Source organism: Pseudomonas sp. NFACC45 (assembly GCF_900113505.1).
In the GTDB taxonomy this organism is placed as follows: domain Bacteria; phylum Pseudomonadota; class Gammaproteobacteria; order Pseudomonadales; family Pseudomonadaceae; genus Aquipseudomonas; species Aquipseudomonas tehranensis.
The window spans coordinates 201903-226359 of sequence record NZ_FOPO01000009.1; the positions used below are offsets into that span (position 1 = coordinate 201903).

At 58.7% G+C, this 24457-nt stretch carries 25 protein-coding genes and 1 pseudogene; 16 read left to right on the forward strand and 10 right to left on the reverse strand.

What is annotated here, in order from left to right; all coding sequences use genetic code 11:
- Window positions 1-36: 36 nt before the first annotated feature.
- Window positions 37-219, forward strand: coding sequence for a PA3496 family putative envelope integrity protein (locus BM132_RS18060; protein WP_047227013.1), 183 nt, complete (start codon window positions 37-39; stop codon window positions 217-219).
- 54 nt (window positions 220-273) lie between these two features.
- Here the strand turns inward: BM132_RS18060 and BM132_RS18065 are convergent, their stop codons facing one another.
- Window positions 274-900: a response regulator transcription factor gene (locus BM132_RS18065; RefSeq protein WP_047227014.1), complete on the reverse strand. Its 627-nt coding sequence runs from the start codon at window positions 898-900 to the stop codon at window positions 274-276.
- A 471-nt stretch (window positions 901-1371) separates the two neighbouring features.
- Between BM132_RS18065 and BM132_RS28720 the strand changes: the two genes are divergently transcribed.
- On the forward strand, window positions 1372-1872 hold the full coding sequence (locus BM132_RS28720) for a hypothetical protein (protein ID WP_092457454.1): 501 nt from the start codon (window positions 1372-1374) through the stop codon (window positions 1870-1872).
- Window positions 1873-1971: 99 nt separating this feature from the next.
- Here BM132_RS28720 and BM132_RS18075 read toward each other — a convergent pair whose 3' ends face one another.
- Window positions 1972-3189 (reverse strand): argininosuccinate synthase, encoded by a 1218-nt coding sequence (locus BM132_RS18075; RefSeq protein ID WP_024779511.1) that lies wholly within the window; start codon window positions 3187-3189, stop codon window positions 1972-1974.
- Window positions 3190-3316: 127 nt separating this feature from the next.
- Complete coding sequence (locus BM132_RS18080; RefSeq protein ID WP_092457457.1) at window positions 3317-4282, reverse strand: flagellar protein MotY; 966 nt, start codon at window positions 4280-4282, stop codon at window positions 3317-3319.
- A gap of 191 nt (window positions 4283-4473) precedes the next feature.
- Here BM132_RS18080 and pyrC point away from each other — a divergent pair, with 191 nt between their 5' ends.
- A complete protein-coding gene (gene pyrC / locus BM132_RS18085; RefSeq protein ID WP_092457460.1) occupies window positions 4474-5520 on the forward strand; it encodes a dihydroorotase in 1047 nt (348 codons plus the stop codon).
- Window positions 5517-6194, forward strand: a complete 678-nt coding sequence (gene rnt, locus BM132_RS18090) for a ribonuclease T (protein ID WP_047227017.1) — start codon at window positions 5517-5519, stop codon at window positions 6192-6194. The genes pyrC and rnt overlap by 4 nt, the downstream gene beginning before the upstream one ends.
- Before the next feature lie 192 nt (window positions 6195-6386).
- Here the strand turns inward: rnt and BM132_RS18095 are convergent, their stop codons facing one another.
- Window positions 6387-6989 (reverse strand): peroxiredoxin, encoded by a 603-nt coding sequence (locus BM132_RS18095; RefSeq protein WP_092393176.1) that lies wholly within the window; start codon window positions 6987-6989, stop codon window positions 6387-6389.
- A 305-nt stretch (window positions 6990-7294) separates the two neighbouring features.
- Here BM132_RS18095 and BM132_RS18100 point away from each other — a divergent pair, with 305 nt between their 5' ends.
- Entirely contained in the window at window positions 7295-7513 is a 219-nt protein-coding gene (locus BM132_RS18100) for a bacterioferritin-associated ferredoxin (protein ID WP_003178704.1), read from the forward strand.
- Window positions 7514-7712: 199 nt separating this feature from the next.
- The gene (gene bfr, locus BM132_RS18105) at window positions 7713-8186 is read left to right on the forward strand and encodes a bacterioferritin (protein WP_092393179.1); all 474 of its coding nucleotides are present in this window, start codon (window positions 7713-7715) and stop codon (window positions 8184-8186) included.
- A gap of 226 nt (window positions 8187-8412) precedes the next feature.
- On the opposite strand, the gene grxD is transcribed toward bfr, so the two are convergent.
- The 4 genes from grxD to BM132_RS28725 all read right to left on the reverse strand — a co-directional run bounded on the left by grxD (window position 8413) and on the right by BM132_RS28725 (window position 11554).
- Window positions 8413-8754: a Grx4 family monothiol glutaredoxin gene (grxD, locus tag BM132_RS18110; protein ID WP_092393182.1), complete on the reverse strand. Its 342-nt coding sequence runs from the start codon at window positions 8752-8754 to the stop codon at window positions 8413-8415.
- 99 nt (window positions 8755-8853) lie between these two features.
- The gene (locus tag BM132_RS18115; protein ID WP_092457463.1) at window positions 8854-10962 is read right to left on the reverse strand and encodes a molybdopterin oxidoreductase family protein; all 2109 of its coding nucleotides are present in this window, start codon (window positions 10960-10962) and stop codon (window positions 8854-8856) included.
- A 131-nt stretch (window positions 10963-11093) separates the two neighbouring features.
- Window positions 11094-11381: a hypothetical protein gene (locus tag BM132_RS18120; protein ID WP_047227023.1), complete on the reverse strand. Its 288-nt coding sequence runs from the start codon at window positions 11379-11381 to the stop codon at window positions 11094-11096.
- 47 nt (window positions 11382-11428) lie between these two features.
- Complete coding sequence (locus BM132_RS28725) at window positions 11429-11554, reverse strand: hypothetical protein (protein WP_256244279.1); 126 nt, start codon at window positions 11552-11554, stop codon at window positions 11429-11431.
- A 193-nt stretch (window positions 11555-11747) separates the two neighbouring features.
- Between BM132_RS28725 and argF the strand changes: the two genes are divergently transcribed.
- Both argF and BM132_RS18130 read left to right on the forward strand, forming a co-directional pair.
- The gene (gene argF, locus BM132_RS18125; protein WP_092457466.1) at window positions 11748-12668 is read left to right on the forward strand and encodes an ornithine carbamoyltransferase; all 921 of its coding nucleotides are present in this window, start codon (window positions 11748-11750) and stop codon (window positions 12666-12668) included.
- Window positions 12665-13768 (forward strand): ABC transporter ATP-binding protein, encoded by a 1104-nt coding sequence (locus BM132_RS18130; RefSeq protein ID WP_092457469.1) that lies wholly within the window; start codon window positions 12665-12667, stop codon window positions 13766-13768. Before argF ends, BM132_RS18130 begins: the two co-directional genes overlap by 4 nt.
- A gap of 124 nt (window positions 13769-13892) precedes the next feature.
- Here the strand turns inward: BM132_RS18130 and BM132_RS18135 are convergent.
- Window positions 13893-14667, reverse strand: a pseudogene (locus BM132_RS18135) (PhzF family phenazine biosynthesis protein).
- Window positions 14668-14800: 133 nt separating this feature from the next.
- A complete protein-coding gene (ybaK, locus tag BM132_RS18140; RefSeq protein WP_047227027.1) occupies window positions 14801-15271 on the reverse strand; it encodes a Cys-tRNA(Pro) deacylase in 471 nt (156 codons plus the stop codon).
- Between the two features lie 321 nt (window positions 15272-15592).
- Here ybaK and BM132_RS18145 point away from each other — a divergent pair, with 321 nt between their 5' ends.
- From BM132_RS18145 to BM132_RS18180, 8 genes are all read left to right on the forward strand, one after another.
- Window positions 15593-16444 carry an MIP/aquaporin family protein gene (locus BM132_RS18145; protein WP_092457472.1) on the forward strand — a complete coding sequence of 284 codons (852 nt, stop codon included), beginning with the start codon at window positions 15593-15595 and terminating at the stop codon, window positions 16442-16444.
- Between the two features lie 76 nt (window positions 16445-16520).
- Complete coding sequence (gene glpK / locus BM132_RS18150; protein ID WP_092457475.1) at window positions 16521-18026, forward strand: glycerol kinase GlpK; 1506 nt, start codon at window positions 16521-16523, stop codon at window positions 18024-18026.
- A gap of 95 nt (window positions 18027-18121) precedes the next feature.
- Complete coding sequence (locus BM132_RS18155; RefSeq protein WP_092457478.1) at window positions 18122-18877, forward strand: DeoR/GlpR family transcriptional regulator; 756 nt, start codon at window positions 18122-18124, stop codon at window positions 18875-18877.
- A 238-nt stretch (window positions 18878-19115) separates the two neighbouring features.
- Window positions 19116-20654, forward strand: a complete 1539-nt coding sequence (gene glpD, locus BM132_RS18160; protein WP_092457481.1) for a glycerol-3-phosphate dehydrogenase — start codon at window positions 19116-19118, stop codon at window positions 20652-20654.
- A gap of 447 nt (window positions 20655-21101) precedes the next feature.
- Window positions 21102-22016: a glutamate/aspartate ABC transporter substrate-binding protein gene (locus BM132_RS18165; protein ID WP_092393211.1), complete on the forward strand. Its 915-nt coding sequence runs from the start codon at window positions 21102-21104 to the stop codon at window positions 22014-22016.
- Window positions 22017-22209: 193 nt separating this feature from the next.
- A complete protein-coding gene (locus tag BM132_RS18170; RefSeq protein WP_092457484.1) occupies window positions 22210-22956 on the forward strand; it encodes an amino acid ABC transporter permease in 747 nt (248 codons plus the stop codon).
- Window positions 22956-23627 (forward strand): amino acid ABC transporter permease, encoded by a 672-nt coding sequence (locus BM132_RS18175; protein WP_092393217.1) that lies wholly within the window; start codon window positions 22956-22958, stop codon window positions 23625-23627. The genes BM132_RS18170 and BM132_RS18175 overlap by 1 nt, the downstream gene beginning before the upstream one ends.
- On the forward strand, window positions 23624-24358 hold the full coding sequence (locus BM132_RS18180) for an amino acid ABC transporter ATP-binding protein (protein WP_047227036.1): 735 nt from the start codon (window positions 23624-23626) through the stop codon (window positions 24356-24358). Before BM132_RS18175 ends, BM132_RS18180 begins: the two co-directional genes overlap by 4 nt.
- Window positions 24359-24457 lie beyond the last annotated feature (99 nt).

Below are 24457 nucleotides of genomic sequence, written 5' to 3' on the forward strand. Positions count from 1 at the left end.
GAGCGCCAATGGCAGTTTAAGCCTGGAGTCGATCCCATGAGTGCTGACAAAGAACAACTGGATGTAGAAGACGATTTCATCGCCGTTGAGGCCGACGATGTGGAACCTGTGGTCGTCGAAACAGCGAAAACCAATCTGAGCAAACGTCGCACGATTGATAATCTGCTGGAAGAGCGCCGCTTGCAGAAACAACTGGCCGATTACGACTTTGACCTCTGACACGTAAAAGCCTCCCGAATGGAGGCTTTTTACTGTACGCGCAGCCGGAAAAACTCACACTAACCCGTTACGCTGGGCCAGTTCGATCAGATCAACCAGCGAGCGGGCATTGAGCTTCAACAACAAGCGTGTCTTGTAGGTACTGACGGTTTTGTTGCTCAAGAACATCCCATCGGCAATTTCCTTGTTGGTCTTTCCGCGAGCCAGTTGCTGCAAGACCATCATCTCTCGCCCGGACAGTCGATCGACCATATCGGACTCGCTTGCGTTACCCAGACTCGATCGCACCGTATGCAGCGCCTGATTGGGGAAATAACTGTACCCCGACAGTACCGCCTTGATTGCACTGAGTAATTCGGTGAGGTCCTGCTGCTTGCACACATAACCGGCTGCGCCCGTCTGCATGCAGCGCATCGAAAAATGCCCAGGTGCTTGGGAAGTCAGCACCAGAACTTTCAAAGGTGAAGGGTTGGCGGTCAGGCGTGCGATGACCTCCAATCCATCCAGTTTCGGAATGCCGATATCCAGAATAACGATATCAGGCATAAGTTCACGGGAAAGTTGCAACGCATCGACGCCATTATCGGTTTCAGCAATAACTTCATATCCATGACGCTCCATTAGCAAACGTACAGCAAGACGAATGACGGGATGATCATCCACGATCAGCACTTTATTCATGGGCAAATCCAACTTCGCTGTTCGAATTTTTAGAGCACGCACAATAGCCTAGTCAATTCTACCTTGGCATGCCGCCCCCCCTGACCGCTCGCACCGAGAGACGCAACCTACAAGCGATACAGAAAAATCCTACAAATCCCCTTGGAAATAATGCGCCATAAATTTGTTTACAGAGGCAAATGGATGCATCCGGCAACCCGTACCCCCTCTAAACAAGCGCTTTTTTCTGCATCCACCCCCGTCCGCAAATAGCGAAAAAACACTCGACTCATAAAAAGTAACTGAATTATTTACCAACACAACCACAATGATTTTATTTAAATAGATTTGAATTCACATAAAGAATAAGCGAAATTTATTCAATCCCTTTTATGAGGAGACACCACGTTCAACACCTTCACCGCAAACTTATCAATTACTCACACCCTTCTAATGCAATCACCGAGTCTGAATACGTTATGAGCATCCACCATGAACAAACCGTCAAAAATCATCACCAACCCCATGACACTAATCGCTATATTCGCAACGTTGTCCGAGACTTCGGCAGCCATCTCCCTGCCTTTCCTCGACGATCAGGACCGTGAATACTATCTTTGGTTTCTGATCAGCTTTCCGTTCTATCTATTATTTCTTTTTTTCATCACCCTGAACTTTAACTATCGCTCGTTATATTCGCCCTCTGATTTTCGCAAGAGCAAACACTTCATGAAAATCATGGATGATTCGAGCTGTCGGCGCGAACGGCTTTCCCGCAGGGCGACCAAGGGCAAAGGATGGCTGATAACTGTTCATCCACAAAAAAAACAGCAACGACTGATCATTCTGGTTATCCCCCGGCCACCGGAAGGCCTGGCCGAAGCCAATCGACCCAAACGCGCAAAACAGGCCACTGAACGCACACGAATCGTCGTCCACCTCATTGGCCGCCGCGACAGCACTGAAGCTTTAGCGGACAGACAGGATGGATGAGCGGTCAGGAGACAGCGCCACAACGAATGCGCAGCGCAGAGGAAAGGTCCCCCAAAAAAAACGGCCTGCACATGGCAGGCCGTTTTCATGGAGCAAGGATCAGAACAGCTTGCGACCCTTGTTCGCCGCGATGCGCATGCGCAGGGCGTTGAGCTTGATGAAGCCAGCAGCGTCGGCCTGGTTGTAAGCGCCACCGTCCTCTTCGAAAGTCGCGATGTTGGCATCGAACAGGGAGTCGTCAGACTTGCGCCCGGTGACGATGACATTGCCCTTGTACAGTTTCAGGCGCACGACGCCATTCACGTTGACCTGGGAGGCATCGATCATCTGTTGCAGCATCAGGCGCTCCGGGCTCCACCAGTAACCGGTGTAGATCAGGCTGGCGTACTTGGGCATCAACTCGTCTTTGAGGTGAGCCACTTCGCGGTCCAGGGTGATCGACTCGATCGCACGGTGAGCACGCAGCATGATAGTGCCGCCTGGGGTCTCGTAGCAGCCGCGGGACTTCATGCCGACATAACGGTTCTCGACGATGTCCAGACGACCGATGCCGTGTTCGCCACCGATACGGTTCAGGGTCGCCAGCACGGTGGCCGGGCTCATTTCCACGCCGTCCAGCGCGACGATATCGCCGTTGCGATAGGTCAGCTCCAGGTATTGCGGGGTGTCAGGAGCCTTCTCCGGGGAGACGGTCCAACGCCACATGTCTTCTTCGTGCTCGGTCCAGGTGTCTTCCAGCACGCCGCCTTCATAGGAAATGTGCAGCAGGTTGGCATCCATCGAGTACGGGGATTTCTTCTTACCGTGGCGCTCGATCGGGATGGCGTGCTTTTCGGCGTAGTCCATCAGCTTTTCACGAGACAGCAAATCCCACTCGCGCCACGGTGCGATGACTTTCACGCCGGGCTTGAGGGCATAGGCACCGAGTTCGAAACGCACCTGATCGTTGCCCTTGCCGGTGGCACCATGGGAAATGGCGTCGGCACCGGTTTCGTTGGCGATTTCGATCAGGCGCTTGGCGATCAACGGACGGGCGATGGAGGTACCCAGCAGGTACTCGCCTTCGTAAACAGTGTTGGCGCGGAACATCGGGAACACGAAGTCACGGACGAACTCTTCGCGCAGGTCATCGATGTAGATCTCTTTGACGCCCATGGCCTGAGCCTTGGCGCGTGCAGGCTCGACTTCTTCGCCCTGCCCCAGGTCAGCGGTGAAGGTCACCACTTCACAGTTATAAGTGTCCTGCAGCCACTTGAGGATCACCGAAGTGTCCAGGCCGCCGGAATACGCCAGAACGACCTTGTTTACGTCCGCCATGCCATCACTCCACGGGTTGTACGGAAAGCCGGGAAGTTTAACGTCCAGCGCGGATAATTTACAGGGGCGCGACAGCTTATGACGACGAAGCGACAGATTATGTCGACCGCGCGACGATCCTCACAGGTCAGGAGGTTCGCGCTGTGGTGGCTGCAGTGGGCTTGGCCGGTGTCGCGGTCGGCGCCGGAACCTTGGCAGGGGGCGGCGCGGCGGGTGTAGCCTGCGGTGCCGGCGCTTCAGGCACCGCTACACGCTCCAGACGCACGGCCACACGACGGTTCTTGGCCCGGTTGGCGGCACTGGTGTTGGGCACCAAGGGGTAACGTTCGCCGTGGAACCGCACGGTGATCTGCGACTCTTGAAAGCCATTGGCCTTGAAGAAGTCCTGGACCGCCAGGGCACGGCGACGAGACAGCTCACGGTTGGTCAATCGATTGCCGCTATTGTCGGAGTGACCGTCGAGTTCGACATGATTGACGGTCGGGTCGGCTTTGATGAAGTCGATCATCACCTGCAACTGAGCCTTGGCCCGGGCATCGAGCTCAACGCCTTCGCCGGGAAAGCCGATCTGGGATTGCTTGACCTGCTCGAAATTCTTCGGCAACAGTTTTGCCACGCAGCCCTGGTAATCACTGAAGGCCTTGTTAAAGCGCACGGGCAGCAGCCGGACTTCCGACACCCGCCCGTCCCCAGTGTTACGCCGTACCACCGGGCTGCGCCCTTCCATCAGCCCGCTGATCAAGCGACCCGCCTGGACCTGAGAGCTGTTGAACAGCACATCGCCGCTGCCGAGCCTGACCGAGCCCAGGTTGATGTCGCCCCGTCCCGGCTGCCAAGGCGCGGCGGCCGCCAGCAGAATGGCCGAACCGCCACCGAGCATCGGGTTATGGGACTTGAGCCGGAAGATCGCCTGCTCGCCGGCCCGGCGCACAAATTCGCCGCTGCCGAAATCGGTGACCGGCTGACTCAGCCGGCACTCGAACTTGTCGCCTTCGACCGTCCACTCAATGCTCTCCAGACGGGTCTGGAAAGTGAGCGCCATGGCGGGAAGGCTGGCAAACACACTGAGCAAGGCTAAATAACGCTGGCGCACGGGAGGCTCCAATGGCTTTTATACGAAGATCGACACACGTTGAGAGTATGACGCCTGTCCGGGGCACCCTACGGATTCGTGGCACACCTGTAGGAGCTATCGGTAACTTGCGCCAGAACTTGATAGCGGGTGCCTGAATCGGTCTTTTCCGGTAGCATTCCCCAGAGTTTGACCCGCCTGGAAGCCCCCCAATGTCCGACCGCCTGACCCTGCTGCGTCCCGACGACTGGCATATTCATCTTCGCGATGGTGCTGTGTTGACCCATACCGTCGCCGATGTCGCGCGCACCTTCGGGCGCGCAATCATCATGCCGAACCTGGTTCCGCCAGTGCGCAACGCTATCGAGGCCGACGGCTATCGCCAGCGAATCCTGGCCGTACGCCCGGCCGGCAGCCGTTTTGAACCGCTGATGGTGCTTTACCTCACCGACCGTACGCAGCCCGAAGAAATACGCGAGGCCAAGGCCAGCGGCTTCGTCCATGCCGCCAAGCTGTACCCCGCCGGCGCCACCACTAACTCGGACTCCGGCGTCACCAGCATCGACAAGATTTTCCCGGCGCTGGAGGCCATGGCCGAAGTCGGCATGCCGTTGCTGATCCACGGTGAAGTCACGCGTGGCGATGTCGACGTGTTCGACCGCGAAAAAATCTTCATCGATGAGCACATGCGTCGTGTCGTGGAGCGCTTCCCGACGCTCAAGGTGGTGTTCGAACACATCACCACCGGCGATGCCGTGCAGTTCGTCAACGAAGCCCCGGCGAACGTTGGCGCGACCATTACCGCGCATCACCTGCTGTACAACCGCAACCACATGCTGGTGGGCGGGATCCGGCCGCACTTCTATTGCCTGCCGATCCTCAAGCGCAACACCCATCAAGAAGCCTTGCTCGACGCTGCCACCAGCGGCAGTGCCAAGTTTTTCCTCGGCACGGACTCGGCCCCCCATGCCCGGCACGCCAAGGAAGCGGCCTGCGGTTGCGCTGGCTGCTACACCGCCTATGCCGCCATCGAGATGTATGCCGAGGCGTTCGAACAACGCAATGCGCTGGACAAACTCGAAGGCTTTGCCAGCCTCCACGGCCCGCGCTTCTATGGCCTGCCGGTGAACACCGATCGTATTACCCTGGTTCGCGACGAGTGGACCGCCCCCGCCAGCCTGCCTTTTGGCGAGCTGACTGTTATCCCGCTGCGCGCCGGTGAAAAACTGCGCTGGCGCCTGCTGGAGGAAAGTGTGTGAGTGAAGATCATTTCGACGACGAGCTGGACGGCAACGGTGGTTCGGGCGCGGCCCGTCACCCCATGGCAGCCCGCTTCCGGGGCTACCTTCCGGTCGTGGTCGACGTAGAAACCGGCGGTTTCAACTCCGCCACCGATGCGCTGCTGGAAATCGCTGCGACCACCATTGGCATGGACGAAAAAGGTTTTGTGTTCCCTGATCACACCTATTTCTTCCGCGTCGAACCGTTCGAAGGCGCCAACATCGAGGCGGCAGCCCTGGAGTTCACCGGGATCAAGCTTGATCACCCATTGCGCATGGCGGTGAGTGAAGAGACAGCCCTGACTGACATTTTCCGAGGCGTGCGCAAAGCGTTGAAGGCCAACGGCTGCAAACGGGCGATCCTGGTCGGCCACAACAGCAGCTTCGACCTGGGCTTTCTCAATGCCGCCGTTGCGCGCCTGGACATGAAGCGCAACCCGTTCCATCCGTTTTCCAGCTTCGACACCGCGACCCTTGCCGGTCTGGCATACGGCCAGACCGTATTGGCCAAGGCCTGCCAGGCGGCCGACATCGACTTTGATGGTCGTGAAGCCCACTCGGCCCGCTACGACACCGAGAAGACCGCCGAGCTGTTCTGCGGCATCGTCAATCGCTGGAAAGAAATGGGTGGTTGGCAGGATTTCGACGACTAGAGAGTAGAGCCATTGTGGCTAGACGAGACTGCCCTGTAGGAGCTGCCGCAGGCTGCGATTTTTTGATCTTAGGCTTTCACCCAAGATTCAACTGACTGAGAAAAGATCGCAGCCTCGTTACACTCGACAGCTCCTACAACAGGCATAAAAAAACCGGCCCATCGAGGGCCGGTTTTTTTATGCCTGTTGCGCTTACAGCTTGTCGCTGTGCTCGCCCAGGTAGGCGGCAACGCCTTCAGGGGATGCGGTCATGCCCTTGTCGCCTTTCTTCCAGTTGGCCGGGCAAACTTCGCCGTGCTCTTCGTGGAACTGCAGCGCGTCGACCAGACGGATCAGCTCTTCCATGTTACGGCCCAGCGGCAGGTCGTTGATGATCTGCGAACGGACAACGCCCTTGTCGTCGATCAGGAACGCGCCACGGAAGGCCACGCCGCCTTCGGACTCAACGTCGTAGGCCTTGGCGATTTCGTGCTTCATGTCAGCGGCCATGGTGTATTTCACCTGGCCGATGCCACCACCGTTGATAGGCGTGTTGCGCCAGGCGTTGTGGGTGAAGTGCGAGTCGATCGAAACGGCAACCACTTCAACGTTGCGGGCCTTGAAGTCGTCCATGCGGTGATCCAGTGCGATCAGCTCGGATGGGCAGACGAAGGTGAAGTCCAGCGGGTAGAAGAACACCAGGCCGTATTTGCCTTTGATGGCCGAGGACAGGGTGAAGCTGTCGACGATTTCGCCGTTGCCCAGAACGGCTGGAACGGTGAAGTCAGGGGCTTGTTTGCCTACGAGTACGCTCATTGGATATCTCCTGGTGAATAACGTGAAAACTAGGTCCGGGCCAGCCTGCCACCCTCAGGCGACAGCCCTGTGACACGAACCCGATGCGTAAGGACCGACCATCATACACTGCGAATTTGGACTGTCTTCAACGGTTTTTCGGCGAGTCCAAAAATTCCTTTCCCTATCCTTGCCCCCTCATTGACCTTGGAAAAAAAACCGTTCGTCAGCTCTGGCGCAAGGGTTTCAGAAACCACTTTGACAATCATTCTCGTTAACATTAAGATCCGTCTCAATTGAGTCACAACCAGCGACGGTTCTTACTTATGTATGTTTGCCTCTGCACTGGCGTCACCGACGGACAAATCCGCGAAGCGATCTACGAAGGCTGCTGCAGCTACCGCGAAGTCCGCCAGGCCACCGGCGTAGCCAGCCAATGCGGCAAATGTGCGTGCCTGGCCAAGGAAGTGGTTCGCGAAACCCTCGCCAAGGTGCAAACGGCCCAGGCCTCGATTCCCTATCCGGTAGAATTTACTGCCGCTTAAATCCAGCTTCTTGAAGAACCGGGCTCAATGTCCGGTTTTTTTATGCCTTTAAATCAAGCGCTTAGCCTCTAGACGCGGAACACAAACATTCTTATTCCGATTAATTTTCATTTATTATTCAATAACTTAGGTTTGACACTCGTCAGTGCGCGGCTCAAACTCAGCCTTATACACAGCTATTACAGGGCAGGCCCTCACCATGAAAGGCGACGTTACAGTCATCCAGCATCTCAACAAGATCCTCGCCAATGAGCTGGTCGCGATCAACCAATACTTCCTGCATGCGCGCATGTATGAGGATTGGGGCCTGAACAAGCTGGGCAAGCACGAGTACCACGAGTCCATCGACGAGATGAAACACGCGGACAAGCTGATCAAGCGCATCCTGTTTCTCGAAGGGCTGCCCAACGTCCAGGACCTGGGCAAGCTGCACATCGGCGAACACACCCAGGAAATGCTCGAGTGCGACCTGACCATCGAGCGCGCCGGCCACGCCGACCTGAAAGTCGCTATCGCCCATTGCGAGAGCGTTGGCGACTTCGGCAGCCGCGAACTGCTTGAAGACATCCTCGAGTCCGAGGAAGAACACATCGACTGGCTGGAAACCCAACTGGGCCTGATCGATAAAGTGGGTCTTGAGAACTACCTGCAATCGCAGATGGGCGAAGAGTAACCTTCCCCAAAAGCGAGCCAATAAAAAGCCCCGCCCTCTTTCCAGAGGCGGGGCTTTTTATTGCCTGGATTCCCAGGCCACCGAAAATCCACTGTGGGAGCGGGCTTGCTCGCGAATGCGGTGGGTCAGGTAAAGAAGTACTATCTGACCCACCGCATTCGCGAGCAAGCCCGCTCCCACATGTCCGTGTTCAACTCATCATGTGGTGAACACAGATCATCATGGATCAGGCTTCAGTCTTGTTCCCCGCCGCTTTCTCGGCAGCAGCCTTGATCGTGGCCTGCAAAGAGCCGTCGGCCGCCATCTCGGTCATGATATCGCTACCACCGATCAGCTCACCAGCCACCCACAGCTGCGGAAAAGTTGGCCAATTGGCGTACTTGGGCAGGTTGGCGCGGATTTCCGGGTTCTGCAGGATGTCCACGTAGGCAAACTTCTCACCACACGCCATCACCGCCTGAGCAGCCTTGGCCGAGAAGCCGCACTGTGGCGCATTCGGCGAGCCTTTCATGTAAAGCAGAATGGTGTTGTTGGCAATCTGGTCTTTAATCGTTTCGATGATATCCACGGAGCACCTCGGCTTAAACTTTGCGACTTCAGTTGTCGACACGGTGGCGCATTGTAACGGAAAGCCGAGCACGCTGCTCGGTCTCCCCGAGAGACAAATTCACGCAGCCACCACCTTCACCGGAACCCCATTGAGCGCTGCATTGCCAGACAACTCATCCAGCTGACAGTCATCGGTCAGATCATTGGCGCTGGAACCTGGCTGGGCGCTGGCAATGGTCATCTGCACGCCTGGCCGGGCATGGCCCCAACCGTGGGGCAGGCTGACCACGCCTTTCATCATGTCCAGGCTACCCTGCACCTCGACTTCAAGCATACCCACCCGCGAACTGACTTTCACCCGTTGCCCGTCGCTCAACCCGCGACTGCTCAGATCCTCCGGGTGCATCAGCAGTTGATGGCGCGGCTTGCCCTTCACCAGACGGTGGAAATTGTGCATCCAGGAGTTATTGCTGCGCACATGACGTCGGCCAATCATCAGCAACTCATCCGCCTGGGGTGCCTGCAACCCGGCAAAGCGCGTGAGGTCGGCAAGAATGACCGCCGGTGCAGCCTGCACTCGCTGGTTTTCGGTTTTCAACCGTGGAGCCAGGTTGGGCTTGAGGGCGCCCAGGTCGATGCCATGGGGATGATCGAACAGGGTCGCCAGGGACAGCTTATGCGGCGAGGCATCGCCATAGGCGCCGGCACGAAGGCCGAAGTCGATCATTTGCGCTGGCGGCATGGTCGGCTTGAGTTCCTTGCCGGTTCGGGCAGCGAAAGCCTTGGCCAGACCGACGAAAATTTCCCAGTCGTGCAGCGCTCCTTCGGGCTTGGGCAGGATCGCCCGGTTGAAACGGGTCACGTTGCGCACCGCGAACAGGTTGAACGTGGTGTCGTAATGGTCGTTTTCCAGGGCCGAGGTGGATGGCAGGATCAGGTCGGCGTAGCGCGTGGTTTCGTTGATGTACAGATCGACGCTGACCATGAACTCCAACCCGTCCAGCGCCTGCTCCAGTTGCCGCCCGTTGGGAGTGGACAGCACCGGGTTGCCCGCCACGGTAACCAGCGCACGAATCTGGCCTTCGCCCTCGGTGAGCATTTCCTCGGCCAGAGTCGAAACCGGCAGCTCGCCCGCGTATTCGGGACGCCCGGACACTCGGCTTTGCCAGCGATTGAAATGCCCTCCCGAGGTGCTGGCAACGAGGTCCACCGCAGGCTCGGTACACAGGGCTCCACCGACCCGGTCAAGATTGCCGGTCACCAGGTTGATCACCTGAATCAGCCAGTGACACAGCGTGCCGAACGCCTGGGTCGAGACGCCCATCCGGCCATAACAGACCGCTGAAGGCGCGGCGGCGAAGTCCCGGGCCAACTGCCGGATCTGCATAGCCGGCACGGCACAGAGCGGGCTCATCGCTTCAGCAGTGAAGGCCGCAACGGCCCGGCGCACGTCTTCCAAGCCATCCACCGGCAGGTGACTGTCACGGGTCAAGCCCTCGCTGAACAGGGTATTGAGCACACCAGACAGCAGCGCGGCATCGCCACCCGGGCGCACGAACACATGCTGGTCGGCCATCGCCGCCGTTTCGCTGCGACGCGGATCGACCACCACCACTTTACCGCCACGCGCCTGGATCGCCTTGAGGCGTTTTTCCACGTCCGGCACGGTCATGATGCTGCCATTGGACGCCAGCGGGTTGCCGCCCAGGATCAACATGAAATCGGTGTGATCGATATCCGGTATCGGCAACAACAGGCCGTGACCGTACATCAGGTGGCTGGTCAGGTGGTGAGGCAGTTGGTCCACCGAAGTCGCCGAAAAACGGCTGCGGGTCTTGAGCAGCCCCAAAAAATAGTTGCTGTGGGTCATCAGCCCATAGTTATGCACGCTGGGGTTGCCCTGATAGACCGCCACCGCGTTCTGGCCATGACGTTCCTGAATGCCCGCCAGCCGTTCGGCCACCAGCGCGAAGGCATCGTCCCAGGCAATCGGCTGCCACTCGCTACCGACCCGCTGCATGGGCTGGCGCAGGCGATCCGGGTCGTTCTGGATATCTTGCAAGGCTACCGCCTTGGGGCAGATGTGGCCGCGACTGAAGCTGTCCAGTGGATCGCCCTTGATCGAGGTGATCGCCAGGCCCTGGCCTTCGGTCTCGGTGGTTTCAAGGGTCAAGCCACAGATGGCTTCGCACAGATGGCACGCACGGTGGTGGAGAGTCTTGGTCATGGCCAGCCTCTATTTTATTCGTAACGGGCGCTTTCGGCCGCGGGAACAAAACTATGGCGCGTGATCCACCCCCGCGCCAGCGACGTTCGTCCTGTGAATTGCCGGGCATCAGGCCCGCCGATGCAGTGAGCTCAAGGCTGCTCGGAGGGTGGCGCCAGCAACTGGATTTCCTCGATGGTTTCCACTTGTTCGTGAGCGATGGGCACGCCCGTCAACTCTCCGATCAATCGCCAATGCTCGTCGAGCCCGCTGCTGATGGTGGCCATGCGATCGATCATGCGTCGACCTGCAGCCTTGGTCACTTCGTCGTCACTGCGCAGCAACTCGAATGACATGGACGTCACCGAAGCGGTCAGGTGAGTCAGGGAGCGCGCTGTCAGCCCCAGTAGTTCCATCAGTTGTTGCTCTTTCGAATCCATTTCGGGGCTCCTGCGTCTGAGGTTCATTTATAACCCAGGCCCTGGCATTAGGAAATATTCACGCCCAGGAACAGGCCGGCCAAATCCTTCAATAACGGCCCGGTTTGATTGCCAAGCTGCGCAAGGCCGGTGTACAAATGGGTGGCTGCTGTCAGGAAACCGGCTTCATACATGTCTTCGCCAGCCTGCTATGACCTCGCTGAAATCCCCTAAAATTGTAGCCCTATTGGTAAGACGCGACATTTCCTTATAAGATCGCGCCTTTCCTTATTTCGTCGCCCCGTGCGGCTTTTGCCGCAGGTCTCGCCCGTTTTTCATGAAACAAGGCTTTGAGCATCTGCGATCAGTGACAAAAGGTAGTCAATCATGAGCGCAAGGCACTTTCTCTCCCTGATGGATTTAACGCCCGATGAGTTGCTCGGCGTGATCCGTCGAGGCGTGGAGCTCAAGGACCTGCGTAATCGCGGCGTACTGTTCGAGCCCCTGAAAAACCGGGTGCTGGGGATGATCTTCGAGAAGTCATCGACCCGCACGCGTATTTCTTTCGAAGCCGGCATGATCCAGCTCGGCGGCCAGGCAATCTTCCTGTCGCCCCGCGACACCCAGCTGGGCCGTGGCGAACCGATCGGCGACTGCGCCATCGTCATGTCGAGCATGCTGGATGCGGTGATGATCCGTACCTTCGCCCACAGCACGCTGACTGAGTTTGCGGCGCACTCGCGCGTACCGGTGATCAATGGTCTGTCCGATGACTTGCACCCCTGCCAGTTGCTGGCCGACATGCAGACGTTCCTCGAACACCGCGGCTCGATTCAGGGCAAGACCGTGGCCTGGGTCGGCGATGGCAACAACATGTGCAACAGCTATATAGAAGCCGCGATCCAGTTCGACTTCCAACTGCGCATCGCCTGTCCGGAAGGCTACGACCCCAGCGCCGAACTGGTGGCCAAGGCCGGGAGCCGGGTGACCATCGTCCGTGATCCGAAACAGGCCGTGGCCGGCGCGCATCTGGTGAGCACTGACGTCTGGACCTCCATGGGCCAGGAAGAAGAAACCGCCAAGCGTCTGAAACTGTTCGCGCCGCTTCAGGTCAACCGTGCCCTGCTCGACCTGGCGGACGCCGACGTGCTGTTCATGCACTGCCTGCCGGCCCATCGCGGCGAGGAGATCAGCGTCGACCTGCTGGACGATCCACGCTCCGTGGCCTGGGACCAGGCAGAAAATCGCCTTCACGCACAAAAGGCCTTGCTCGAGTTTCTTGTCGAGCCGGCGTACCACCACGCATGAGCCATACCCTGTTACTGAACCTGCAGAACCTGACGTGCGGTTATCAAAACCAGCGCGTCGTGCAGAACCTCAACCTGCACCTCAATGCCGGGGATATCGGGTGCCTGCTCGGCTCGTCCGGGTGTGGCAAGACCACGACGCTGCGAGCCATCGCCGGTTTCGAGCCGGTACAGGAAGGTGAGATCCAGCTGGCGGGGAAAACCATCTCCCGCGCCGGCTTCACCCTCGCCCCGGAAAAACGCCGGATCGGCATGGTATTTCAGGACTATGCGCTGTTCCCTCACCTGAGCGTGGCCGAGAACATTGCGTTTGGCATTCGCAAGCATCCAGACAAGGACCGCGTGGTCGAGGAACTGCTGGAACTGGTCAACCTGAAGAGCCTGGGCAAGCGCTTGCCCCATGAACTGTCCGGAGGTCAGCAACAACGCGTGGCCCTGGCTCGCGCCCTGGCGCCGGAACCGCAGTTGCTGTTGCTCGACGAACCTTTCTCCAATCTCGATGGTGAGCTCAGGCGCAAGCTCAGCCATGAAGTGCGGGACATTCTCAAGGTCCGCGGCACCAGCGCGATTCTGGTTACCCACGATCAGGAAGAAGCCTTCGCGGTGAGCGACCATGTCGGGGTATTCAAGGAGGGTCGGCTGGAACAGTGGGATACGCCCTACAATCTGTACCATGAACCGCTGACGCCATTTGTCGCCAGCTTCATTGGCCAGGGTTACTTCATTCGCGGCCAGCTCGACAGCCCGGAATCGGTGCAAACCGAGCTGGGTATCCTGCGCGGCAACCGGGCCTACACCTGGCCCATCGGTGGTGCGGTGGATGTGCTGCTGCGCCCGGACGATATCGTCTACGCACCGGACAGTCCGCTCACAGGCAGGATTGTCGGCAAGACGTTCCTGGGCGCTTCAACCCTGTATCGCCTGCAATTGCCGACCGGAGCGCAGCTGGAATCGATTTTCCCGAGCCATGCCGACCATCTGGTGGGGGACGATGTCGGCATTCGCGTAGCGGCTGAACACCTGGTGCTGTTCCAGGCTTCAGGGAGCACGGCGGCCCATATCCCCCCCGTGGAAAGCGGCGTGCGGCGCTACAGTCTGTAGGAGCTGACGAGTGCAACGAGGCTGCGATCTTTCCTTTGCCCATTGAGTCCCAAGCGAAAGATCAAAGATCGCAGGCTTCGCCGGCTCCTACAGGGAGGGGATCAGTGGGAATAAATCCCTCTTATCACCCCAACATCAACATCCCACTGGCCACCAACCTCGCATTCCCCCCAATCTTCACCCGCTCCCCCTCGAGTCGGCAGAACAGTTCGCCGCCCCTGGCCGAGCACTGATAAGCCGTCAGCCCCAACTTGCCCAGGCGCCTGGACCAATATGGGATCAGGCTGCAATGGGTCGAGCCAGTGACCGGATCCTCATTGATACCAATCGCCGGGGCGAAATAGCGCGTCATGCCGGCTTCCCGGCGCAGTCACGATTGCGCCCGGCCACGGCAGTTTCGCCAGGGCCGCCATGTCCGGCTTGCAATCGAGCACCGCCTGCTCCGACTCCAGCACGACGAACAGTTCGTTGGCGCTCAACACGTCCACCGCTTCCACACCCAGGGCAGCCTGGACCACCAGGGATGCACCCAACTCGCTGGGGACGATGGCTGGAAAATCCAGCCATAGCCGATCACCTTCGCGAGTGACGCTCAACGCACCGGATCGACAGATGAAGTCCAGTCGCTCGGCGGCTTCGTGATAGACCTCGAACAGCACGTGGGCGCTGGCCAAGGTGGCATGCCCGCACAACGGCACCTCAGTGGTGGGAGTGAACCAGCGGATATGCCAATGCTGGCCTTCACGCACCAGAAAAGCCGTTTCAGCCAGGTTATGTTCGGCGGCGATCCTTTGCATCAAGTCATCGGCCAGCCAGGCGTCGAGCCGATAGACCATCGCCGGATTGCCGCCAAACGGCCGATCACTGAACGCATCGACTTGATGAAACGCAAGCTGCATGGCACTTCTCCTTGTTATTGATGCATGAGGATGGGCCGCGAGCTACTGCTTTTCCAGTGACAGATCCGACGAATTTTCACCCTACAGCCCAGGACGAAGACCCCGGCAGCCACGCTCACGCCCTGCGCCAGACTCAAGCCCGCCCGATATCCGCAAACGCCGCCCCGGTATGCTCGGCCAGTACCGCAGGCGCCAGCTCTACCTCCAGCCCGCGCCTTCCGGCACTGACAAAGATGCTGGCAAACGGCTGGGCAGAACTGTCGATAAAAGTGCGAAGACGTTTTTTCTGCCCCAACGGGCTGATACCACCGAGCAGATAACCGGTCGAACGCTGGGCGGCCGCGGGGTCGGCCATCTCGACTTTCTTTACGCCGGCGGCATGGGCCAGGGCTTTCAAATCCAGGCTGCCGACCACGGGCACCACCGCCACCAACAACTCGTTTTTTTCGCTGGCCGCCAACAACGTCTTGAAGACCTGCGCCGGATCCAGCCCAAGCTTTTCTGCCGCTTCCAAACCATAGGAGGCTGCCTTGGGATCGTGTTCATAACTATGAATGCGATGTTCGGCGCGCACCTTTTTCAGCAAATCCAATGCAGGGGTCATGACCGCTCCTGAGGCGAATCGACGTAGAGAGTGCCCGAATTCTAAGGCATCGCTGACCAAAAGGCGCTGGGCCGCAGCGGCTTACCCGGCAAAACCATGGTGGCGAAACAGTCATTCACGCCACGAATAGTTTAAATATGACCGACGGTTCACTTTCGACCTTTGACACCAGCGTTTCTTGTCTATATTTTTTCGAAACTGAAAACATAAACGCAGGTCTCAACCAACACCCCGAGTTCAGGATGAGGATCCTGCCTCGGCGCTGAACGCGCGATCGGGCTTTACCGGACGCGCCAGACAACAACAAAAACCGAGGTTTGAATGACAATTGCTTTACAACAGCCACCCCTTTCCAGCCAATGCCTGGCCGAATTCCTGGGGACTGCCCTACTGATTTTTTTCGGCACCGGCTGCGTTGCGGCGCTCAAGGTCGCGGGTGCGAGTTTCGGCCTGTGGGAAATCAGTCTCATCTGGGGTGTCGGTGTCAGCATGGCGATCTACCTCAGCGCCGGCGTTTCCGGCGCACACCTGAACCCCGCCGTCAGCATCGCCCTGTGTATTTTCACCGACTTTGAAAAGCGTAAGTTGCCCTTCTACATTATTTGCCAGGTGGCCGGCGCCTTTTGTGGCGCGCTGCTGGTCTACACGCTTTACAGCAATCTATTCTTCGATTTCGAACAGTCCCGGCAGATGATTCGTGGCTCAGAAGCCAGCCTTGAACTGGCCTCGGTATTTTCCACTTACCCACATCCAGCGCTGTCCACTGGCCAGGCCTTTGTGGTGGAGGTGATCATCACCGCCATTCTGATGGGCGTGATCATGTCCCTGACCGATGACAACAATGGCCTGCCCCGCGGCCCGCTGGCGCCACTGCTGATCGGCCTGCTGATCGCGGTGATTGGCAGCTCGATGGGGCCACTGACGGGCTTCGCGATGAACCCGGCGCGGGACTTCGGCCCTAAACTGATGACTTTCTTCACCGGGTGGGGTGAAATTTCCCTCACGGGTGGACGCGACATCCCGTACTTCCTGGTTCCGATTTTTGCACCGATCGTGGGTGCATGCCTGGGCGCTGCGGCCTATCGCGGGTTGATTGCCCGCCATCTGCCCAGCGCCACGGCTGTTACAAAGGATGCAGAACCGGCCATTGACGGCAAGCCCAGAACATCCTGAAACAATCGGCGCACACTTCTGCCCGCTCAAGCGTGCGCCAAGCCTCACCCCTTATTCACGTCCCAAGGCAATCGACATGACCGACATTCAGAACAAGAACTACATCATTGCCCTCGACCAGGGTACGACCAGCTCACGGGCGATCATTTTCGACCGTGACGCCAATGTGGTCTGCACCGCCCAGCGCGAATTCGCCCAGCATTACCCCCAGGCCGGCTGGGTCGAACATGACCCGATGGAAATCTTCGCGACCCAGAGCGCGGTCATGGTGGAAGCCCTGGCCCAGGCGGGCCTGCATCATGATCAGGTCGCTGCGATCGGCATCACCAACCAGCGCGAAACCACCGTGGTCTGGGACAAGACCACCGGCCGGCCGATCTATAACGCCATTGTCTGGCAGTGCCGGCGCAGCACCGAGATATGCCAGCAACTCAAGCGTGACGGCCACGAACCGTACATCAGCGAAACCACCGGCCTGGTCACCGACCCGTATTTCTCCGGCACCAAGCTCAAGTGGATCCTGGACAACGTCGAAGGCAGCCGCGAACGCGCGCGTAACGGCGAACTGCTGTTTGGTACCGTGGACAGCTGGCTGATCTGGAAATTTACCGGCGGCAAGGTCCACGTCACCGACTACACCAACGCCTCGCGCACCATGCTGTTCAATATTCACTCGCTGGAGTGGGACGCGAAGATGCTCGAGATTCTCGACATCCCTCGCGAAATGTTGCCGCAAGTGAAGTCTTCCTCAGAAGTCTATGGCCGCACCAAGAGCGGCATCGCCATCGGTGGCATCGCCGGCGACCAGCAGGCCGCCCTGTTCGGCCAGATGTGCGTGGAGCCAGGCCAGGCGAAAAACACCTATGGCACCGGCTGCTTCCTGTTGATGAACACCGGCGACAAAGCCGTCAAATCCAATCATGGCATGCTCACCACCATCGCCTGCGGCCCCCGCGGCGAAGTGGCCTACGCCCTGGAGGGCGCGGTATTCAACGGTGGCTCCACCGTGCAGTGGCTGCGCGACGAGTTGAAAATCATCAATGACGCCCTCGACACCGAATACTTCGCCAACAAGGTCAAGGACAGCAACGGCGTGTACCTGGTGCCGGCCTTCACCGGCCTGGGCGCCCCCTACTGGGACCCCTATGCCCGTGGCGCGCTGTTCGGCCTGACCCGCGGCGTGCGGGTCGACCACATCATTCGTGCAGCGCTGGAGTCGATTGCCTACCAGACCCGCGACGTACTCGACGCCATGCAGCAGGATTCGGGCGAACGCCTCAAGGCCCTGCGCGTGGACGGCGGCGCGGTAGCGAACAACTTCCTGATGCAGTTCCAGGCGGACATTCTCGGCACCCGGGTCGAGCGCCCGAAAATGCGGGAAACCACAGCGTTGGGCGCCGCGTACCTGGCCGGCCTGGCGTGTGGTTTCTGGGGCAGCCTGGATGAACTGCGCGGCAAGGCGGTGATCGAGCGCGAATTCGAACCGCAACTGGATGAGCAGGCCAAGGAAAAGCTTTACGCTGGCTGGCAGAAAGCGGTCAGCCGCACCCGCGACTGGGAACCTCACGAAGACGCTGAATAAGCCGAAGCTGAGTACGACGAGGGTGTGAAACTGGTCGGGAGGGGATTCCTGCGGCATCATGGGCAAATTTTGTATGGCAGCCCAAAGGAAGCCCCATGAATCTGCCTCCCCGTCAGCAGCAAATCCTCGAACTGGTCCGCGAACGCGGCTACGTCAGTATCGAGGAAATGGCGCAGCTCTTCGTCGTCACCCCGCAAACCATCCGTCGCGACATCAATCAGTTGGCGGAGTTGAACCTGCTGCGTCGCTACCACGGCGGCGCGGCCTATGATTCGAGCGTTGAAAACACCGCCTACGCCATGCGCGCCGACCAGATGCGCGACGAGAAACAACGCATCGCCGAAGCCATTGCCGCCCAGATCCCTGATCACGCCTCGCTGTTCATCAACATCGGCACCACCACCGAGTCCATCGCCCGGGCGCTGCTCAACCACAACCATCTGAAGATCATCACCAACAACTTGCATGTGGCCTCGATCCTCAGCGCCAAGGACGACTTCGAAGTTCTGATCGCCGGTGGAAATGTACGACGCGACGGAGGCGTGGTAGGCCAGGCCAGCGTCGACTTCATCAATCAGTTCAAGGTCGATTTTGCCCTGGTGGGCATCAGCGGGATCGATGAGGACGGCAGCCTGCTGGATTTCGATTACCAGGAAGTGCGCGTCTCACAGGCGATCATCGCCAACGCCCGGCAAGTGCTGCTCGCCGCGGACTCCAGCAAATTCGGACGCAACGCCATGGTCAGACTGGGGCCGATCAGCCTGATCGACTGCCTGGTGACCGATCAGCCCCCCGTGCCGGCCCTGGCGCAATTGCTGACCCAGCACAAGATTCGGCTGGAGGTGGTGTAGAGAAGCAGCTTCAAGCTTCAAGAGATCGCAGCCTTCGGCAGCTCCTACGCCTATTTCTGTAGGAGCTGCCGAAGGCTGCGATCTTTTTTTGTGTTCGAAAATTTTCCTTTCAGTTTCCTTTGATCAGTATTTTCAATCGAAGACGACTGGCTGTTGCTGAGTTTATCGGCTAGTATTTTCGCAAATGAACATTAATGTTCGAATTCAAATATTACGAAAAAGAACCCGAGGCCAGCCGATGCCCACTTCTACCTTGCCTACGCCCCCTCTCGCTGAGGTTTACGACGTCGCCGTCATTGGCGGTGGGATCAACGGCGTGGGGATTGCCGCAGACGCAGCGGGTCGCGGCCTCTCGGTGTTTCTTTGCGAAAAGGACGACCTGGCCAGCCACACCTCCTCGGCCAGCAGCAAGCTGATCCATGGCGGCCTGCGTTACCTCGAACACTACGAATTCCGCCTGGTGCGCGAAGCGCTGGCCGAGCGCGAAGTGCTGTTGACCAAGGCGCCGCACATCGTCAAGCAGATGCGCTTCGTATTGCCCCACCGCCCGCACTTGCGCCCTGCCTGGATGATTCGCGCCGGCCTGTTCCTCTACGATCACCTGGGCAAGCGCGAACAACTTGCCGGTTCCAAAAGCCTGAAATTCGGCGCCGACAGCGCGCTGAAAAGCGAGATCACCAAAGGTTTTGAATACTCCGACTGCTGGGTCGACGATGCGCGACTGGTGGTGCTCAACGCCATGGCCGCCCGGGAAAAAGGCGCCCATGTCCACACTCGCACACGTTGCGTGAACGCCCGTCGTAGTAAAGGCTTGTGGCATTTGCATCTGGAACGCGCCGACGGCAGCCTGTTTTCGATCCGCGCCAAGGCGCTGGTCAACGCGGCCGGCCCGTGGGTCGCCAAATTCATTCGCGATGACCTGAAGCTGGAGTCGCCCTACGGCATCCGCCTGATCCAAGGCAGCCATCTGATCGTGCCGAAACTCTACGAAGGCGAGCATGCGCACATTCTTCAGAACGAAGACCAGCGCATCGTATTCACCATTCCATATTTGAACCGGTTCACCTTGATCGGCACGACCGACCGCGAATACACCGGCGACCCAGCCAACGTGGCGATCACCGAGGGCGAAACCGATTACTTGCTCAAAGTGGTCAACGCCCACTTCAAGAAGCAGATCAGCCGCGACGATATCCTGCACAGCTATTCCGGCGTTCGTCCGTTGTGCAACGACGAATCCGACAACCCGTCAGCCGTCACCCGGGACTACACCTTGGCTCTCTCGGGCAGCAGCGAAGAAGCGCCGCTGCTGTCGGTGTTCGGCGGCAAGCTGACCACCTATCGCAAACTGGCCGAATCGGCCATGGCGCAGTTGGCCCCGTATTTTACTCAGATGCGCCCGAGCTGGACCGCCGTCGCCACCCTCCCCGGCGGCGAAAACATGACCACCCCGCAAGCGCTGTGCTCGGCGATCCGCGACAAATTCGACTGGGTACCGACCGACCTCGCCCGCCGCTGGGCCACCACCTATGGCAGCCGCACCTGGCGCATGCTTGAGGGCGTGCACAGCCTCGGAGACATGGGCGAACACATCGGTGCGGGCCTCTACACCCGGGAAGTCGACTACTTGTGCAGCGATGAATGGGCTATCGATGCCCACGATATCCTGTGGCGCCGCAGCAAACTTGGCTTGTTCACTACTGCGGCGGAACAGGAAAAGCTGCAGCAGTACCTCAACGAGGTCGAACACAATCGCCGCAAGATCGAAGCGGCCTGAACGTTAAGTGATTAACCCAAGCCCCTGAATCCGCCGATTCAGGGGCTTTTTGCTATCTGGCATACACCGCCGTCCTTTGTGGGAGCGAGCCTGCTCGCGATGAGGCCATCAGCTTCAATATAAGTCTCGCCAGGCAGACCGCTATCGCGAGCAGGCTCGCTCCCACAAGGGATATGGAGATGCCGGAGTGCATTCGGTTTTCCGAACACGACCGGCCAGTCAATTCGGCCAACCGGATAAACAGCCTGTGGAATAAATCAAAAAAAATCCTTAATTACGTTTAAAAACAAACAGTTAATCTGAGCCAACTGGCCTGGCACGACTCATGCTCTACACTCCTTCGAGACGAATGCCTGCATGCCAACACAACAGGAGCTGCCAGGTACTTCGAAGCACTCAGGGCCGACGAACCGGCTGAATAAGAAAAACAATGTCGAGGAAATATCGATGCGCATCGTTCCCCATCTCCTGGGCGCAGCCATTGCTGCCGCTCTGATCAGCACCCCGGTTTTCGCTGCCGAACTCACCGGTACGCTGAAAAAGATCAAAGAGTCCGGCGTCATCACGCTCGGGCATCGCGACGCTTCCATTCCGTTTTCCTACATCGCGGACGCCTCCGGCAAACCGGTCGGCTATTCCCACGACATTCAGTTGAAAGTCGTCGAAGCCCTGAAAAAAGAACTGGACGTGCCGAACCTGCAGGTCAAGTACAACCTGGTGACCTCGCAAACCCGTATCCCGCTGGTGCAAAACGGCACCGTGGACCTGGAATGCGGTTCCACCACCAACAACGTCGAGCGTCAACAGCAGGTTGATTTCTCCGTTGGCATCTTCGAGATCGGCACCAAGCTGTTGTCCAAGAAAGACTCCAAGTACAAAGACTTCGACGACCTCAAGGGCAAGAACGTCGTGACCACCGCCGGCACCACGTCCGAGCGCATCCTCAAGTCCATGAATGCCGACAAGCAGATGGGCATGAACGTGATCTCGGCCAAGGACCACGGCGAATCGTTCAACATGCTCGAAGGCGGCCGCGCCGTTGCCTTCATGATGGACGACGCCTTGCTGGCCGGTGAAATGGCCAAGGCCAAGAAACCCGCCGACTGGGCCGTGACCGGTACCCCGCAGTCCTTCGAGATCTACGGTTGCATGATGCGCAAGGGTGACGAGCCGTTCAAAAAGGCAGTCGATGACGCCATCAAGGCCACCTACGCTTCTGGCGAAATCAACAAGATCTACGAAAAGTGGTTCATGCAGCCAATTCCGCCAAAAGGCCTGAACCTGAACTTCCCGATGAGCGAAGAGCTCAAGAAACTGATCGCCGAACCGACCGACAAAGCGGCCGACGAAAAGAAATCCTGATTCCTGACTAACCTTGTTCCCTGAAAGTGCTTTTGCACTTTCAGGGAATGGTCACTCCCTGCTGGCATATCTGGAAACACTCGAACCGGTGGCTGTCGAGCCGATCGTGTGTGCCTGCCCTTCAAGGGTCAGGTGGGAATGGAGCTTCCCCAGGCGGGTATTTGCATATCGATCGATCTGAGGGGAGACCCTAATGAATTACAACTGGGACTGGGGCGTGTTCTTCAAGTCCACCGGCATCGGCAGCGAGATTTATCTCGACTGGTACCTGGCCGGCCTGGGCTGGACCATCGCCATCGCCGTCGCGGCCTGGATCATCGCCCTACTGCTGGGTTCGGTTCTGGGCGTGATGCGCACCGTGCCGAACCGGCTGGTGTCGGGTATCGCCACCGGCTACGTGGAGCTCTTTCGTAACGTGCCGCTGCTGGTTCAGCTGTTCATCTGGTACTTCCTGGTGCCCGACTTGCTGCCAGCAGACCTGCAGGAGTGGTACAAGCAGGACCTGAACCCCACGACCTCGGCCTACCTGAGCGTCGTGGTGTGCCTGGGCCTGTTTACCGCCGCGCGGGTCTGCGAACAGGTTCGCACCGGTATTCAAGCGCTGCCGCGTGGCCAGGAAGCCGCCGCCCGGGCCATGGGCTTCAAGCTGCCGCAAATCTACTGGAACGTCCTGCTGCCCCAGGCCTACCGGATCATCATTCCGCCGCTTACCTCGGAATTCCTGAACGTCTTCAAGAACTCCTCCGTGGCGTCGCTGATCGGCCTGATGGAACTGCTCGCACAGACCAAACAGACTGCCGAGTTCTCCGCCAACCTGTTCGAAGCCTTCACCCTGGCGACGCTGATCTACTTCACCCTGAACATGAGCCTGATGCTGCTCATGCGCATGGTCGAGAAGAAAGTCGCGGTGCCCGGCCTGATTTCCGTGGGGGGTAAATAATGGAACTCGACTTCACTGGCGTCATCCCGGCCATTCCCGGTTTGTGGAACGGCATGGTGATGACGCTCAAGCTGATGGCCCTGGGCGTCGTCGGCGGGATCATCCTGGGGACCATCCTGGCGCTGATGCGCCTGTCCCACAACAAGCTGATCTCCAGCATTGCTGGCGCCTACGTCAACTACTTCCGCTCGATCCCGCTGCTGCTGGTCATCACCTGGTTCTACCTGGCGGTGCCGTTCGTACTGCGCTGGATCACTGGCGAAGACACACCGATCGGTGCGTTTGGCTCCTGCGTCGTGGCGTTCATGATGTTCGAGGCGGCGTACTTCTGCGAAATCGTACGGGCTGGTGTGCAGTCGATCCCCAAGGGTCAGATGGGCGCTGCCCAGGCGCTGGGCATGAATTATGGCCAGACCATGCGCCTGATCATCCTGCCCCAGGCGTTTCGCAAGATGACCCCGCTGCTGTTGCAACAAAGCATCATCCTGTTTCAGGACACCTCGCTGGTCTACACGGTCGGTCTGGTGGATTTCCTCAATGCTTCGCGGGCCAATGGCGACATCATCGGCCGCTCCCATGAGTTCCTGATCGTCGCAGGTCTCGTGTACTTCACAATCAGCTTTGCCGCCTCGCTGCTGGTCAAGCGTCTGCAAAAAAGGTTCGCCGTATGATCTCTATCAAGAACATCAACAAGTGGTATGGGGACTTCCAGGTACTGACCAATTGCAGCACCGAGGTCAGCAAGGGTGAGGTTGTGGTGGTGTGCGGTCCGTCGGGTTCGGGCAAGTCCACGCTGATCAAATGCGTAAACGCCCTGGAGCCGTTCCAGAAAGGCGACATCGTGGTCGACGGTACGTCCATCGCCGACCCGAAGACCAACCTGCCGAAACTGCGCTCGCGCGTTGGCATGGTGTTCCAGCATTTCGAGCTGTTCCCGCACCTGACCATCACCGAAAACCTGACCATCGCACAGATCAAGGTGCTGGGCCGCAGCAAGGAAGAAGCCACCCAGAAAGGCCTGCAGTTGCTTGAGCGGGTCGGTCTGTCGGCGCATGCCCACAAGCACCCCGGCCAGCTCTCCGGCGGCCAACAGCAGCGCGTGGCGATTGCCCGCGCCCTGGCGATGGACCCGATCGTGATGCTGTTCGACGAACCGACCTCGGCCCTTGACCCGGAAATGGTCAACGAAGTGCTCGACGTGATGGTGCAACTGGCCCACGAAGGCATGACCATGATGTGCGTGACCCACGAAATGGGCTTCGCCCGCAAAGTGGCGAACCGGGTGATTTTCATGGACCAGGGCCAGATCATCGAAGACTGCGAGAAGGAAGAGTTCTTCGGCGATATCAGCGCCCGCTCCGAACGTGCGCAGCATTTCCTTGAGAAAATCCTGCAGCACTAAACAACACCAGTTCCCCTGTGGGAGCGAGCCCGCTCGCGATGAGGCCAGTTCAGTCAACCTTGATGTTGAATGTCCGTCCGCTATCGCGAGCAGGCTCGC